The sequence below is a fragment of the Qipengyuania xiapuensis genome (assembly GCF_019711395.1).
In the GTDB taxonomy this organism is placed as follows: Bacteria; Pseudomonadota; Alphaproteobacteria; order Sphingomonadales; family Sphingomonadaceae; genus Qipengyuania; species Qipengyuania xiapuensis.
The window spans coordinates 1,649,904-1,664,511 of sequence record NZ_JAIGNL010000001.1; the positions used below are offsets into that span (position 1 = coordinate 1,649,904).

General features: G+C 63.3%; 12 protein-coding genes. 3 read left to right on the forward strand and 9 right to left on the reverse strand.

The features are described 5' to 3' along the window. Positions 1 to 6 precede the first annotated feature (6 nt). From K3163_RS08360 to K3163_RS08370, 3 genes are all read right to left on the reverse strand, one after another. Entirely contained in the window at positions 7 to 1,167 is a 1,161-nt protein-coding gene (locus K3163_RS08360; RefSeq protein WP_221553792.1) for an ExeA family protein, read from the reverse strand. A gap of 90 nt (positions 1,168 to 1,257) precedes the next feature. Next, positions 1,258 to 2,484: a pyridoxal-dependent decarboxylase, exosortase A system-associated gene (locus K3163_RS08365; RefSeq protein ID WP_221428338.1), complete on the reverse strand. Its 1,227-nt coding sequence runs from the start codon at positions 2,482 to 2,484 to the stop codon at positions 1,258 to 1,260. Continuing rightward, the gene (locus K3163_RS08370; RefSeq protein ID WP_221553793.1) at positions 2,481 to 4,013 is read right to left on the reverse strand and encodes an acyl-CoA ligase (AMP-forming), exosortase A system-associated; all 1,533 of its coding nucleotides are present in this window, start codon (positions 4,011 to 4,013) and stop codon (positions 2,481 to 2,483) included. Before K3163_RS08370 ends, K3163_RS08365 begins: the two co-directional genes overlap by 4 nt. Positions 4,014 to 4,126: 113 nt before the next feature. On the opposite strand from K3163_RS08370, the gene K3163_RS08375 reads away from it, so the two are divergent. Beyond that, positions 4,127 to 4,429: an acyl carrier protein gene (locus K3163_RS08375; protein ID WP_221553794.1), complete on the forward strand. Its 303-nt coding sequence runs from the start codon at positions 4,127 to 4,129 to the stop codon at positions 4,427 to 4,429. Positions 4,430 to 4,432: 3 nt separating this feature from the next. Here K3163_RS08375 and K3163_RS08380 read toward each other — a convergent pair whose 3' ends face one another. From K3163_RS08380 to K3163_RS08405, 6 genes are all read right to left on the reverse strand, one after another. Then, complete coding sequence (locus K3163_RS08380) at positions 4,433 to 5,629, reverse strand: class I SAM-dependent RNA methyltransferase (RefSeq protein ID WP_221553795.1); 1,197 nt, start codon at positions 5,627 to 5,629, stop codon at positions 4,433 to 4,435. Further along, on the reverse strand, positions 5,626 to 7,011 hold the full coding sequence (locus K3163_RS08385; RefSeq protein ID WP_345719716.1) for an NAD(P)H-hydrate epimerase: 1,386 nt from the start codon (positions 7,009 to 7,011) through the stop codon (positions 5,626 to 5,628). Before K3163_RS08385 ends, K3163_RS08380 begins: the two co-directional genes overlap by 4 nt. 18 nt (positions 7,012 to 7,029) lie before the next feature. Then, positions 7,030 to 8,748 (reverse strand): dihydroxy-acid dehydratase, encoded by a 1,719-nt coding sequence (gene ilvD / locus K3163_RS08390; RefSeq protein ID WP_221553796.1) that lies wholly within the window; start codon positions 8,746 to 8,748, stop codon positions 7,030 to 7,032. Between the two features lie 82 nt (positions 8,749 to 8,830). Beyond that, entirely contained in the window at positions 8,831 to 9,556 is a 726-nt protein-coding gene (locus K3163_RS08395; protein ID WP_221554009.1) for an N-formylglutamate amidohydrolase, read from the reverse strand. After that, a complete protein-coding gene (locus K3163_RS08400) occupies positions 9,556 to 10,368 on the reverse strand; it encodes a 4-(cytidine 5'-diphospho)-2-C-methyl-D-erythritol kinase (RefSeq protein WP_221553797.1) in 813 nt (270 codons plus the stop codon). The genes K3163_RS08395 and K3163_RS08400 overlap by 1 nt, the downstream gene beginning before the upstream one ends. Positions 10,369 to 10,377: 9 nt before the next feature. After that, positions 10,378 to 12,027, reverse strand: a complete 1,650-nt coding sequence (locus K3163_RS08405) for an electron transfer flavoprotein-ubiquinone oxidoreductase (protein WP_221553798.1) — start codon at positions 12,025 to 12,027, stop codon at positions 10,378 to 10,380. Between the two features lie 82 nt (positions 12,028 to 12,109). Between K3163_RS08405 and K3163_RS08410 the strand changes: the two genes are divergently transcribed. After that, positions 12,110 to 12,895 (forward strand): hypothetical protein, encoded by a 786-nt coding sequence (locus K3163_RS08410; protein ID WP_221553799.1) that lies wholly within the window; start codon positions 12,110 to 12,112, stop codon positions 12,893 to 12,895. Continuing rightward, positions 12,892 to 14,607, forward strand: a complete 1,716-nt coding sequence (locus tag K3163_RS08415; protein WP_247712492.1) for a lytic transglycosylase domain-containing protein — start codon at positions 12,892 to 12,894, stop codon at positions 14,605 to 14,607. The genes K3163_RS08410 and K3163_RS08415 overlap by 4 nt, the downstream gene beginning before the upstream one ends. Position 14,608 lies beyond the last annotated feature (1 nt).

The following is a 14,608-nucleotide window of genomic DNA, read 5'->3' on the forward strand; positions in this document are numbered from 1 at the left end:
GCCCGTTCAGGCAGCATCGCGCGAGGCGCTGTCCTCGAAGAAATCGATCATCATGCTGAGAACGTGCCGCAAGGAACGCTCCTGCTCGTCGAGCCGTGCCTCGATCTCCGAAAGCCGCTTCTCGACATCTCCTGTCGGCGCGTTTCCGCTCGCCTGGCCGATTGAAGCCACCTCGTCACGCAGCTTGGCGATCGCCTTTTCATGATCGGCGAACGCTCCCTCGATCGCCTTGATCTGCACATCGAGGAGTCCGGTCTGTGCCTCCTGAACCGGTTCGGCGTGACTATCTTCAGGCTCAGCCGCCGGTGCTTCGTCCATCTGGATAGGCTGCTTCATCTGCTGCTTAACGCCGCTGCCGCCGCCGTGCATTTCCTCGACCACCGCATCTACCAACGCCACGTCGATACGTGACTGCGACCGCGCTGCGCCGCGCATCAGAAGGCGGGACATGAGGCGGTTGATGAGGCGGGGAATGCCGCGGCTCTCCTCGAAGATCCGCTTCCAGACCTGCGGTTCGAATTCCGGATTGCCTTGCCAGCCCACATGCGAGAGCCGGTGAGTGACGTATTGCTCGATCTCCTCGGGCTGCATCGCCTCGAGGTGGTGCGCCGCGATGACGCGCTGCCGGATCTGCTCGAGCTCGTCCCATTCCTCCAGCAGCTGACGGAACTCGGGCTGACCGAGAAGGACCATCTGCAACAGCGGCTGCGAGCCGAGGTGGAAGTTCGACAGCATGCGAAGCTCTTCGAGTGCGCCCACCGACAGGTTCTGCGCTTCATCGACGATCAGCATGACCTTACGCCCGGCCCGCGCTTCCTCGTGTAGGAAGGTCTCGATAGCTGTCAGTGCGGCTGCCTTGTCGCCCGAGGGCACCGAGAAGCCGAAGCTGTGCGCGGCCATGGTGATCATCGCGTCGCCGTCGAGGCCACTGGTGACGACCTCGCCGATGGTGACCCGGTCGGCATCGATCTTGTTGCGCAGATGGCCGACGAGCGTGGATTTGCCGGCGCCCACTTCGCCGGTGATCACGATGAAGCCTTCGCCCTGGTTGAGGCCGTAGCCCAGATAGCTCAGAGCCTTCTTGTGCGTGACGCTCTCGAAGAAGAACGCAGGGTCCGGCGTCAGCTGGAATGGCCGCTCGGAAAACCCGTAGAATTGCTCGTACATCGTGGCGGTCCTGTCATTGCCCCATCGCGCGTGTGTGCGCCGCGTATTCACTCCTACATTCTAAATATGGTTAAATCGTTGACTGGTTTCTCAAACCAGCAGTTCCGCCGCCGGACCCTGGCCGAGAAAAGCGCTCGGTGAGGCGCTGGCGCCATAGGCTCCCGCGCAGAAAACCGCGACGATGTCGCCCACATCCGCTTTCGGGACGTGCGCCTTGTCCGCCAACCGGTCGAGGGGCGTACACAGGCATCCCACGATATTGGCCACTTCAGTGGGCTCGGCAGCGAAATACGATGCGATTGCAACGGGATAGTTTCGCCTCACGACAGTGCCGAAATTGCCCGATGCGGCGAGCTGGTGGTGAAGGCCGCCATCGGTGACGAGATAAGTCTCGCCATGGCTTTCCTTCCGGTCGACGATCCGGGTCAGATAGACACCCGCCTCGCCGACAAGATAGCGCCCGAGTTCGATGAAAAGTTCTGTTTCAGCAATGTCTTGTGAATGCTTCTTGAAAAGCTCTCTAAGAGCATTCCCGACGCGCACGATTTCGAGCGGAGTGTCGCCGTTGAAATAGGGAATGCCGAAACCGCCGCCCATGTTCAGTTTCGGCAGCCCTACTCCGGCCTCATTGGCAAGACGGATGGCCAGATCGAGGATATTGGACTGTGCTTCGGTCACTGCCTCGGCCGAGAGCGCCTGGCTGCCGGTAAAAATATGCAGCCCGCGCCAATCGCAGCCTGCATCGACGATTTGCCGTGCAAGGGCAGGCACGCGCTCCGCATCGATCCCGAAGGGCTTGGCCCCTCCCCCCATCTTCATACCCGAGCCCTTGAGCTCGAAATCCGGGTTCACCCGGATCGCGAGACGCGGGGTGACGCCAATCTTCTCGCTGATCGCAAGCGCGCGGCGAGCTTCGTTCTCGCTCTCGAGGTTGAGCGTGACGCCTGCCCTGATCGCAGCCTCGAGCTCCTCGTCCCGTTTGCCGGGGCCGGCGAAACTGATGCGTGAACCGTCGATGCCCAACTCCTGGAGCATCTCGAGCTCACCGCCAGATGCGATATCGAGACCGTCCACCAGAGGTGAAATGTATTCCAGCAGCGGCGCGTAGCTGTTGGCCTTGATCGCGTAGTTGACCTTCAATCCGTCGGGCATTGCCGCCCTGAGGTCCGCCAACCGCTGCTCGATCATGGATTTCGAATAGACGAACAGCGGCGTGCGACCCGCCTCCTCCACGAGTTCGCTTGTCCGGCGCCCCGAAATCGCAAGTTCGCCCTCGATGGCCGTGAAACCGGCAGGAATTGGGCCGATCGGCTTCACGCAGCAATCTCCCTGGCCAGTGCCGTGCGGTCGATCTTGCCGTTGGGATTGAGCGGCATCGTGTCCTTCCAGTGAATGACGTGCGGTTGCATGAAGTTGGGTAGCTCCCGTGCCAGCGCCTTGGGTAGTTCTTCCCGCGCGTTGCCGCCAGATTTCGCCGCACGCGCGATCAGGTGGATCGCGTGCCCGAGCCGCTCGTCCGGCACTCCGAGGGCCACGGCCTCGGCTACCAGTCCTGTTGCGAGCGCAGCGCTCTCGATTTCCTGCGGGCTGATCCTGTTTCCCGAGGACTTGATCATGGCATCACGCCGTCCGACGAAATGCAGTAGGCCGTCCTCGTCGCGTTTCACCCGGTCTCCGGACCAGACCGCCATTCCGCCGTAATGCGAGGCTTGGGGAGCCGGTTTGAACCTTTCGGCAGTCCGCTCATCATCCTGCCAGTAGCCCTTGGCGACGAGCGGACCGCAATGGACAAGTTCTCCCTCTACGCCGGGATCACACACCTCACCATGATCGTCGATGACGAGGATCTCGGCGAAGGGAATGGCCTTGCCCATCGATGTCGGATGCGCTGCGACCAGGTCGGGATCGAGATAGGTCGAGCGGAATGCTTCCGTGAGACCATACATTGGAAAAATGTCTGATTTTTTGAACTTATCTCGCAATCCTTCCACAAGTTCTACGGTCAGCGCGCCGCCCGAATTGGTCAGCCTGCGCATTGGCGTCACGGCATCTTCGGGCCAATCGACCTCGAGCAATTGCACCCACAGCGGGGGAACCGCGGCCAAGGTGGTGACCGAGTGCTTCGCACAGGCTTTTGCCACGTCCCGCGGGAAGAGGTAGTCGAGCGGAACCACCGATGCGCCCGCATACCAGGCGCTGAGCAACTGGTTCTGACCATAGTCGAAGCTCAACGGAAGAACCGCCAGTACTACGTCGTCGCTCTGCAATTCGAGGTAGTGCGCTACCGCCACCGCCCCCAGCCACAGGTTCGCATGGCTCAGCATCACACCCTTAGGGCTCCCCGTCGAACCGCTGGTGTATAGGATGGCCACCAGATCATCGACGTCATGCGCCGAAGGCGGGAGCGTGACCGGGCATTCCTCGGCCAATGCAAGCGCATCCTTTTCATCCAGTGCCTCGCAACCGGGCGGCAGGTCGTCCTTTTCGAGCGAATTCAGTCGCGCACCGGTCGCTACAAGGAGGGTGGCGCCGCTATCAGCAAGGATATGAGCGACTTGCGCGCGTTTCAGCAGCGGGTTGATAGGAACGTGCACCACACCCGCCCTAGCCGCTGCGAGCGGCAGCAGGCAGGTCAGCTCACCCTTGGCGGCCCAGCTCGCCACACGGTCGCCGCGCTCGAGCTTCTCCGACAACCAACCGGCCAACCGGGCGACTTTCTCCCGCGCCTCGCCGAAGGAAAGCGTGGCATCGCGAAGAACAAGTGCGGGATCGTCCTCCGACCCACGCTCGATCAACCAGTCGAGGGGGCGCGCATCGGGATCGGGGGGTGTGACAGGGCTTGTCATGCCGCCGCTATCGTGCCTCGCATGCCTTAGCGCAAGAGGCCCGCGCCGCCTTGCACCCTGCAGGGCACGCCGCTAAGGCAAGCCGCTTTCTCACGAGGGGACGATATTCTCGCATGACCTGCCAGACCGCCACTGCTGAGCCGACCGGCCCGAGCCGCAGCGCGATCGACGAGAAACTGCGCGCGATCCTGGTCGATGTGCTCTCCCTCGAGAAGGAGCGCGTCGACGAGTTCGAGGCCGACACCGGCCTGTTCGGCCACCTCCCCGAGCTCGACAGCATGGCAGTGGCCACGCTCTTCACCGAGATGGAAGACCGCCTAGAGATCGTGATCGAGGACGAGGACGTCGATGGCGAGATGCTTGAGACCTACGGCGGACTGCTTGCCTTCACCGAGGCGAAGTGCGTGGAAGCCTGACACCTAGCGCGTGAAATAGCTGGTCAGCTCGACATGGGTGGACCAGCGGAACTGGCCCACCGGGCGCAGTTTCTCCAATCTAAACCCCGCATCCACGAGCGACTTGGCGTCGCGCGCCCAGCTCGACGGGTTGCAGCTGATATAGGCCACGCGGCTGGCATCACCTTGCGCAATCTGCGCCACCTGATCACGCGCTCCTGCACGAGGCGGATCAAGCACGATCCCGTCGAAGCGCGAGATTTCGTCGGCGGTCAGGGGATTGCGGAACAGGTCACGGTGCATTGCGTGTACTGGGATGCCGCGAGAGTTGGCTGCGCTCTTGCATCCCAGATGCGCATCGCGTGCCGCCTCGACGGCGAGTACCTTTGCTGCGCCAGCCAGGGCGAAAGCGAAAGTGCCGAGACCCGCGAAGAGATCGGCGATCGTCCCGGCCCCTTCAAGATAGGAGCGGGCATCGGCCAGTAGGATCTCTTCACCATCCAAGGTCGGCTGGAGGAATGCGCCCTGCGGCAACCCTACCGGCACGGCTCCAAGCGTGATCGTAACCGGTTCGGGTTCCCACACGGTTTCCGCGCCGTAGCCCTGGTCGAGAGACAGGCGCGCAAGGCGGTGTTCACGCGCGAAGTCGAGAACCGCTTCGGTCGCAGCGAGGCCATCGGCAACGAAGCCCTTCAACGAGCAATCCACGCCCTGGTCCGCCAGCGTCAGCGAGATGTCCACCGGAGCCTTTCCGGCATGATCTGCGACGAGCTTCCTGAGCGGGTTCACAAGCGAGAACAGGCGCGGCTCGAGGATATGGCACTCGTGCATATCGACTATGCGGTTGCTGCGGGCCTCGCGGAAGCCAAGGACAGCGCCCTTGCCGGCGCGCATGGCATGAAGCGTTCCCCGCCTGCGTGTGCGAGCCGGCGACAGGTGCGTCGCAAGCAGCTCGCCAATCTCCATCCCTTGCGCTTCGGCCGCAAAGGCAACCCGCTCGGTGACGAAGCGCCTCAGTGCCTCTTCGTCTGCATGCTGGAGCTGGCAGCCACCACAAGTTCCGAAGTGACGGCACGGCGGATCCTGGTGGTGCGGGCCGAACTGGATGTTGCCGGCTTCATCGACCGTGTCTCCTGTCACCGCACCCGCGACATGCCGGCCGCTGGCCGTGACTCCGTCACCCTTCGCGGCGATCCTTTCGATGATTTCCGACCCGCTCACAGGAATCGCTCCAATGCTCCGGAAACCGCCGCGGCCAGTTCGCTCGCGGTAAAGGCGGGTCCGAGGAGATGCGCGACTTCCTGATGGAGCCAGACAGCCTCTTCGCAAGCCTTGAAGAGCTCCCCGTGTACTGCGAGCCGGGACGCAGCGATCCCTGCCAGCACATCTCCGGTGCCTGCAGTCGACAGCCAGCTCGACCCGGTTGGGAAGAACCTCACACCGGGGTTTCCGACGAGGAGGTTGTCAGGGCCCTTGGCCAGAACTGTCATGCCGGTCTTCTCGTGAAGAGCGCGGGCCTTTTCCAGCTTGCTCGCCGCCTTGATACCGAAAGTCCTGCAAAGCGCCGTCAGTTCTCCCTCGTGCGGCGTCACGGCGATATTCGATGCGTCGGTCCGTCCGAGCATCTCGGGATCGAGGAGATGGAGCGCATCGGCATCGACGATCGCCGGGCGCGACGTTGCCGATGCGACTTCAAGCCGCTTGCGCGCGTCATCTCCGCGACCGAGACCCGGTCCTACTAGAATCGCTGACAATCGATCGTCGGCCATCGTTTCGCTCAATGGGCCGTCCACGATGACGAGATCCGCCGGAGCATCCGGATGCGAGTGCTCGCTGGCCAGTTTCACATAACCCGCACCGGCCCTCATGGCTGCCTCGGCTGCGAGGATCGGCGCCCCCGGCATCTCGCCAGCTACAATTGCGAGAAGGCCGCGCTTGTACTTGTGGGCATCGGTTGCCGGTGCAGAGATGCTTGGAGTAACCGAAAGCCTCGGTGCATCACCGGGCAAGGCGAGACCGATATCGACCAGCCTTTTCGCGCCCATCATTGCCATCGCGGGCATGGTGAAATGCGCCAGCTTCCAGCCACCAAGCGCAAGGGTCAGGTCATAAGACACCTCGGGCCCAAGCAGCTCGCCGCTATCGCTGGCAACGCTGCTCGGCACATCGATGGCGATCTTGAACCCGGGAACTGCAGCAAGGCGCTCGAGCAGCTCCGCAAAAACGCCTTCCACCCTACGCGACAAGCCATATCCGAAGAGGCAATCGACATAGACCTGGCTCGACGGCAGTCCGGAGTCAGCGATCTCCCCCTGGAAATGCGAACGCGCAGTCTTTGCGGTGTCGGTGCCTGGCTCCCGGGGCGCGACAACCACCACCTCGACACCGCGGCGCCGCAGGCTCTCGGCGATCACGTAACCGTCGCCGCCATTGTTTCCCGGACCACACAGCACCGTCACCGCCCTGCCCGCAGCCATCCTGGCGACCCACTGCGCGGCACCTTCGCCGGCGCGCTGCATCAGCTCCCACTCGGACACGCCGCCATCCGTTGCCGCCTGCTCCGCGGCGCGCATCTGGTCGACAGTCAGGACGGCGCCGTTCACGACGCAGACCTTTCAGGGTCAGATATCGGCGAAAACGTGGGTTTCGCTTGCAGCACCGGGATGCGTGACAGCGCCGCTGGCCGCTGGGCCGACATTCTGCGCATAGCGCCACAAGGCTCCGGACTGGTAATCATTGGTGCGCGGCTGCCATGCCTTGCGCCTTTCGTCCAGCACCGAAGCATCAACATTGAGATCGATCGTACCCGCGACAGCGTCGATGGCGATCTCGTCACCGTCTTCGACAAGCGCGATCGGTCCGCAGTCGGCTGCTTCAGGGCCGACATGGCCGATACAGAAGCCTCGGGTCGCGCCCGAGAAACGCCCATCGGTGATGAGAGCGACTTTCTCGCCCATCCCCTGACCATAGAGAGCAGCCGTCGTCGCCAGCATTTCGCGCATACCCGGACCGCCCTTGGGGCCCTCGTAACGGATAACGATAACGCAACCCTCCTCGATCTGGCGGTTCTCAACCGCTTCGAAGGCGTCTTCCTCGCACTCGAAGACCTTTGCCGGGCCGGTGAACTGCAGGCGATCCATGCCTGCGACCTTCACGATCGCTCCTTCAGGTGCGAGCGAGCCCTTCAGCCCGACCACCCCGCCGGTGGGCGTGATCGGATTGGATACCTCGTAAAAGACCTTCTGGTCCGGATTCCAGGTGATCTCCTCGATATTCTCGCCGAGCGTCTTCCCGGTGACGGTCATAGGCTCGGGATCGAGGAACCCGCCGTCGAGCAGGGTCTTCATCGCCATGTAAACGCCGCCGGCTTCGTGCATGTCCTTGGCCACGTATTTTCCGCCGGGTTTCAGGTCGGCTATGTACGGGGTCGATTTGAAGATATCGGCGACGTCATGGAGGTCGAACTCGATGCCGGCCTCGTGCGCCATCGCGGGAAGGTGGAGCGCGGCATTGGTCGAACCACCGGTAGCAGCGACGACACGCGCCGCATTCTCGAAGGCAGCGCGCGTGCAGATATCGCGGGGACGCAGATTATGCTCCAGCAGGGTCATCACCTGGCGGCCGGCGGCCATCGCAACCTCTTCACGCGACTTGTAAGGTGCCGGAGCCATATTGCTGTTTGGTAATGACAATCCTATTGCTTCGCCGACACAGGCCATGGTATTGGCCGTGAACTGGCCTCCGCAAGCGCCGTGGCCCGGACACGCGACCTTCTCGAGCGCCGTGAGCTCTTTCAACGGGCAGTTACCGGAGGCGAATTGCCCGACGGCTTCGAAGACGTCGACCACCGTGACGTCCTCCCCCTTGTAGGTGCCGGGCAGGATGGAGCCGCCATAGACGAATATGCTCGGCACGTTGAGCCGAAGCATGGCCATCATCATCCCGGGCAGGCTCTTGTCGCAACCGGCGAACCCGACAAGCGCATCGTAGCAATGCCCGCGAACCGACAATTCGACCGAGTCCGCGATTACCTCGCGACTGACCAGCGAGCTCTTCATGCCCTGGTGGCCCATCGCGATACCGTCGGTCACCGTGATCGTATTGAAACGGCGCGGCATCCCGCCCGCCTCGTCGACACCCCGGCGACAGATATCCGCCTGCGCGTCGAGCGTCGTATTGCAAGGGGCGCTGTCGTTGCCAGCGCTGGCGACAGCGACGAAGGGGCGCGCAATCTCCTCTTCGGAAAGGCCCATTGCGTAGTAGTACGAGCGATGGGGCGCGCGCTCCGGGCCCACCGAAACGTGACGGCTGGGAAGTCGGGATTTGTCGAACCTTGCCATGAATACCTCCGTAGCGCGCAGCATTCGCCGCGCGGGCAGAGGAATTCAAGCAGTCTGACGAAAAGCTTTGCTTGGAGCGACCTTAGACTTCGAGTGCGACGCGGCCCAGGACGTCGGCCAGCATGACCGCCCAGCGCGCCTGTCCCGCCTCGGTATCAATCTGATCCTGCCGGATCTCGACCGTGCAATAGGGAATGCCGTTGGCCTCCGCATGGCGGTCCATCGTGGCGTTGAGTTCCTTGCCGGAATAGGGCTCGTTGTCGCCGACGGTCAGGCCCTGTTCGCCGAACAGGCGAATGGCGTGGCGAGCGGCCCTGTCATCCTTGTTGTAGAGCAAGGCGACTTCCCAGGGGCGCTCTTCGTCACTGGTATCGAGGCTCGGGGTGAAGCTGTGCAGCGCCACGAGCATGCGAGGCTTTACCCGGTCGATCAGCTTGCCCAGTTCGAAGTGATACGGCCGGTGGAACAGGTTGAGGCGAGCCTCGACATCTGCGCCGATATTGCCGGGAATCAGGCGACCATCGCTCTCGGTCGGCACGACCGAGGGATCGTCTTCGCGCCGGTGGAAGTCGCATACGAGGCGACTGACACATGCGATGTGCGTAGGAATGCCATGACGGCGTGCGAGACGGTCGGCGATACCCTCGACACCGATATCGAGCGCGATGTGCTGGTCCATGAGCTTGGGATCGATGCCAAGCTCGATGCCATCGGGTACGTAGTTCGAGGCATGGTCCGCAACGCAAAGCAGGCCGCCGGGCCTCGGATCGTCCGCACCGACCTGTCGGTACGGCAGATTGTCGATCATCATCTAAGTTTTCCCCTCAACTGCCACCAATCCGGCTGGGCGGCGGCGATGCGCGCGGAAGCTGCATCACGCGCGGAATTACTGTCGTAGAGCGCAAAACATGTCGCGCCTGAACCCGACATACGGGCGAGAAACGGCTCGGTTCCGCGCAATGACGCCAGTACGTCCGCGATCTGGGGGCAAATGGTTACTGCCGGACCCTCAAGGTCGTTGCGGCCTGCACGCGCGATCTCGCGCACGTTCCCTTGCGGAACTGGTCCCCGATCTTGGCCATCCCATGCCTTGAAAACCGGCCCGGTGGCGAGCGGGATGCGCGGGTTGACCAGAAGGACAGGCGTACCCGCGAGACTATCGTCGGCCACCTCGAGTTCGGTGCCGGTACCGAGGCCGATCGAGGTCCTGCTTTCGACGCAGGCAGGGACGTCGGCGCCCAGCGATGTCGCGCGCTCGTGCCAGTCGTCGGGCAAGCCGAAACGATCGCGGATGATGCGAAAGACCGCTCCGGCGTCCGCGGAGCCTCCGCCCAGCCCTGCGGCGACGGGCAGGTTCTTCTCGAGCGTGATCGCGAGACCTTCCGGTCGCGGAAGCTTGCCGAGCGCAGCCATCACCAGATTGTCGAACGGATCGTCGAGCGCGGAAGCGAACTCGCCGAAGGTCTCGAGCCGATCCTCGGCCGCCGTGCGTGCAGTCAGCACATCGCCTTTGTCGACGAAGGCGAACAGTGTCTCCAGCTCATGATAGCCGTCCTCGCGCCGCCTGCGGACATGCAGCGCGAGGTTGATCTTGGCATAGGCTGTTTCGGTTACCGCCACGCGGACGGTTCACATGTTCGGATAGTTCGGCCCGCCGCCACCTTCGGGCGTGGTCCATTCAATATTCTGGTTTGGATCCTTGATGTCGCAGGTCTTGCAGTGGACGCAGTTCTGCGAGTTGATCTGGAACTTCGGCTCGCCCGTATCCTCGTCGACCAGCCATTCATAGACGCCAGCCGGGCAATAGCGGGTCGAGGGACCACCATAGACCTCAAGCTCGCTCTCACGCTGGAGCTCGCGGTCGAGGACCTTGAGGTGAACCGGCTGGTCCTCGGCGTGGTTGGTGTAGCTGAAGCTGACATTCGTCAGGCGATCGAAGCTGATCTTACCGTCCGGCTTGGGATAAGCGATCGGCTGGTAGAGATCCGCGCGGCCGAGCTGCTCGTAGTCGCGATGGTGCTTCATCGTGATCGGAAGTCCGATCTTGAGAGTGCGCATCCACATGTCGATCCCGGCAAGGATCGTACCGAGGTCTTCGCCATACTTGGCGACCGCAGGCTGCGCGTTCTTCACCTTCTGGAGCTCGGTTGCGATCCAGCTCGAACGCACCGCGCTGTCATATTCCATGAGTTCGGTGTGCTCACTGCCGGCGGCAATCGCATCGGCGATGCTCTCGGCAGCCAGCATGCCGCTCTTCATGGCGGTATGCGTGCCCTTGATGCGCGGCACGTTCACGAAGCCGGCCGAACAGCCGATCAGCGCGCCGCCGGGGAATGCAAGCTTGGGCACGCTCTGCCAGCCGCCTTCGTTGATGACTCGCGCACCGTAAGCGACGCGCTTGCCGCCCTCGAGAAGCGAAGCAATCTCGGGGTGGTGCTTCCAGCGCTGGAATTCCTGGTAGGGCGAGACGTGCGGGTTCTTGTAGTCGAGAGCCGTCACGAAGCCGAGAGCGACCTGGCCGTTCGCCTGGTGGTAGATGAAGCCGCCGCCCCACGTACCGCTTTCGCTGAGCGGCCAGCCCTGCGTGTGGATGACGGTGCCCTGCTCGTACTTCTCGGGCGCGACGTCCCAGAGTTCCTTGATGCCGAGACCATAGACCTGCGGCTGGCAATCGGCCTCGAGGTCGTACTTGGCCTTCATCTTCTTGGTAAGGTTACCGCGCGCACCCTCGGCGAAGAGGGTGTACTTGGCGTGGATTTCCATACCTGGCTGGTAATCGCCCTTCTGCGATCCGTCCTCGGCAATGCCCATGTCCTGCGTCACGACGCCGGTGACGGCGCCTGCCTCGTTGAACAGCACTTCCGCGGCGGGGAAGCCGGGGAACACCATCACACCCAGCCCCTCGGCCTGTTCGGCCAACCAACGGCAGGTGTTGCCAAGCGATGCGGTGTAGTTGCCGTCATTCGACATGAACGGCGGGAGCAGGAATTCGGGAAGGTCCGACTTGCCGCCTTCCGAAAGCACCCAGTGGTGGTTCTCCTTCACCGGCGTCTCGGCGAGCGGGCAGTCCATGTTCCGCCAGTCGGGGAAGAGCTCGTTCATCGCCTTGGGATCGACGACCGCGCCCGAGAGGATGTGCGCGCCGATTTCGCTGCCTTTTTCGAGCACCACGACCTCGAGGTCCTCGTTGATCTGTTTCAAACGGATGGCAGCCGAAAGGCCGGCAGGACCGCCGCCGATAATGACGACGTCGCAGGGCATCGATTCGCGTTCGCTCATGTCTCTCTCTTTTCGTCGCGTAAACGTTGCGAATGCCTTGATTGCTGGGCGGATTGAGGTCAAGACCTGTGACGGACGGAAAATGATCGCAGCAACGCCGGAATCCCGCGAAATATCGCCCGCCGAAGCGCTCGAAGCAGCGCTTGACTGGTGGCGTGAAGCAGGCGTCGACAGCGACTATGATGACGAAACCTTCAGCTGGCTGGCCGAGCCCGAAGAAGAGCAGGCCGTAGCGTCTCCCAAACCGAAGAAACCGCCCGAGGAGCCGCAGCAAAGCCCTCTCGAGCGGGCCTTCGAGGGCACGAACCCCACCGCTTTGATCGGAGGCCTCCCCGAGGCTTTGCCCGACACGCTGGAAAAATTTCGCGAATGGTGGATGAGCGAGGAAACCCTTTCCTCGTCCGGGCCGGATCGCCGCCTACCGCCCCGCGGTGTCGAAGGCGCCAAGCTCATGGTGATCCTGCCGCATCCCATGGAAAGCGATACCGATGCTCTCCTGTCGGGCGCACCGGGCAAGTTCACCGACGCGCTTCTCAAGGCAATGGGCATCGAACCCCACGAGGCATATCTGGCCAGTGCGCTGCCTGCGCCCCTCTCATTGCCGGACTGGACGGAGTTGGCCGCTCGCGGCCTTGGCGAAGTGACACGGCGACACGTCGCTCTGGCGAAACCGCACAGGGTTTTGTCCTTCGATCGCAGCCTTGCCCCGCTGTTCGGCATCCAGCCCAAAATGGCTCGCGAGCCCGCGGTGATCGAGGCAGGTGACAGGACCCTGCCCCTGCTGCTGGCCCCTCCCCTGGACGAACTCGCGCGCTCGGCCGATCGCCGCCGCAACTTCTGGAATCGCTGGCTGGAATGGACCGCATGAAGACTTCCCGCTTGATGCTGATGGCAGCATGCCTCGGCCTGCCTCTCGCCGCTCCGGCAAAGGCCCAGGAAAGCAGTCTCAGCCATTTCTCTCGCGATCATGCGAATGCATTGCCGCGTCTGCTCTCGACCGATGACCGGTTCTATTATGCTTCCCTGTTCGAAGCCATCGAAGCGGAGAACTGGGACCGTGTAGAGGTCGTGCTCGGACAGCGCGAGGATGGTCCGCTCCACGCGGCAGCGCTCGCGGCCTATTACCTCGACCCCAAGAGCCCCCGGATCGAACTGGCGAGGATCGAGGAGTGGCTGCGCCGCTACGCCGGTAGCGCCCGCACCGAAGATATCGTGCGTCTCGGCCAGACCCGCGGCCTCTCGTGGGAACCGGAGATGCCCCGAGCCCGCTCACTGGTGCGCCAGCCAGGGATCACGCGGCGAACGCGCCCTGCAACGATAAACGACGGCACGCTGTCCGATGACGTGCGCTCGGCCATCCTCGAGCGCATTCGCGAAGACGATCCGGACGGAGCACGCCTGCTTCTCGACGGCGTAGATGCGTCGCTATCGCGCGAAGCTCGCGCCGAATGGCGACAGCGCGTCGCCTGGAGTTATTACATCGAGAACCGCGACGCCGAGGCATACGCCATGGCCCAACTGGTTTCCCAAGGCTCCGGCCCCTGGGTCGCCGAGGGTGACTGGGTGGCAGGGCTTGCCGCCTGGCGGATCGGCGACTGCGCACGGGCTGCCGACTACTTCGCTGCAAGCGCACGCGGAGCGGAGAATGTCGAGCTCCGGACGGCCGCGCACTATTGGGCAGCTCGCAGCCTCATTCGCTGCCGCCAGCCACAGGGCGTTGACGACCACTTGAGAAGCGCCGCGCGCTACGACGAGACGCTTTACGGCATGATCGCGAGCGAGCAGCTCGGGAGAGACCTGCCGCGCGACCATGTCGCGGCGGATTTCAGCGGAGCCGACTGGAACCGCCTTTCGGGCAAGAGCGCAGTTCGCGAAGCGGTCATGCTCGCCGAAGTGAACCGGCGTGACCTCGCCGACGAAGCGCTCCGCTGGCAGGTCCGCTACGGCGACCCGGACGACTTTGCCGCACTGGCGCGGCTTGCCCGCGCGCTCGGAGTGACGGGCGCACAGACCTTCATGGCCTACAACGCCCCGCGCGGAGAGCGTTCGCCTGCCAACCTGCGCTGGCCGGTTGCCTATCACGCTCCGCAGGACGGCTGGCGGATCGACCCCGCCCTCGCCTTTGCCCATGCGCTGCAGGAATCGAATTTCCGCGAACGTGTGGTCAGCCCCGCCAACGCGATCGGTCTGATGCAGATCCGTCCGATCACCGCGCGTGAATATGCTGCCTCGATCAACATGAGTGCCGGGGCCGATCTCAAGGACCCTCGCACCAATCTCTCATTCGGGCAGCGCACGCTCGAGGCACTGGCGCAGGCCAGCTACACGCGGGGGACGCTTCCCAAGGTCATGGCCGCGTACAACGCCGGTCCCTCGCCGGTCGCGCGCTGGAACAGCGAGATCAACGACCAGGGCGATCCGCTGCTCTGGATGGAATCGATCCCCTACTGGGAAACCCGCGGCTACGTGGCGATCGTGATGCGCAATTACTGGATGTATCTGCGACAGGCCGACGCTCCGGCCCCGAGCCGCACCGACCTTGCCGAAAACGACTGGCCGCAATTTCCACGAACCCGTTGAG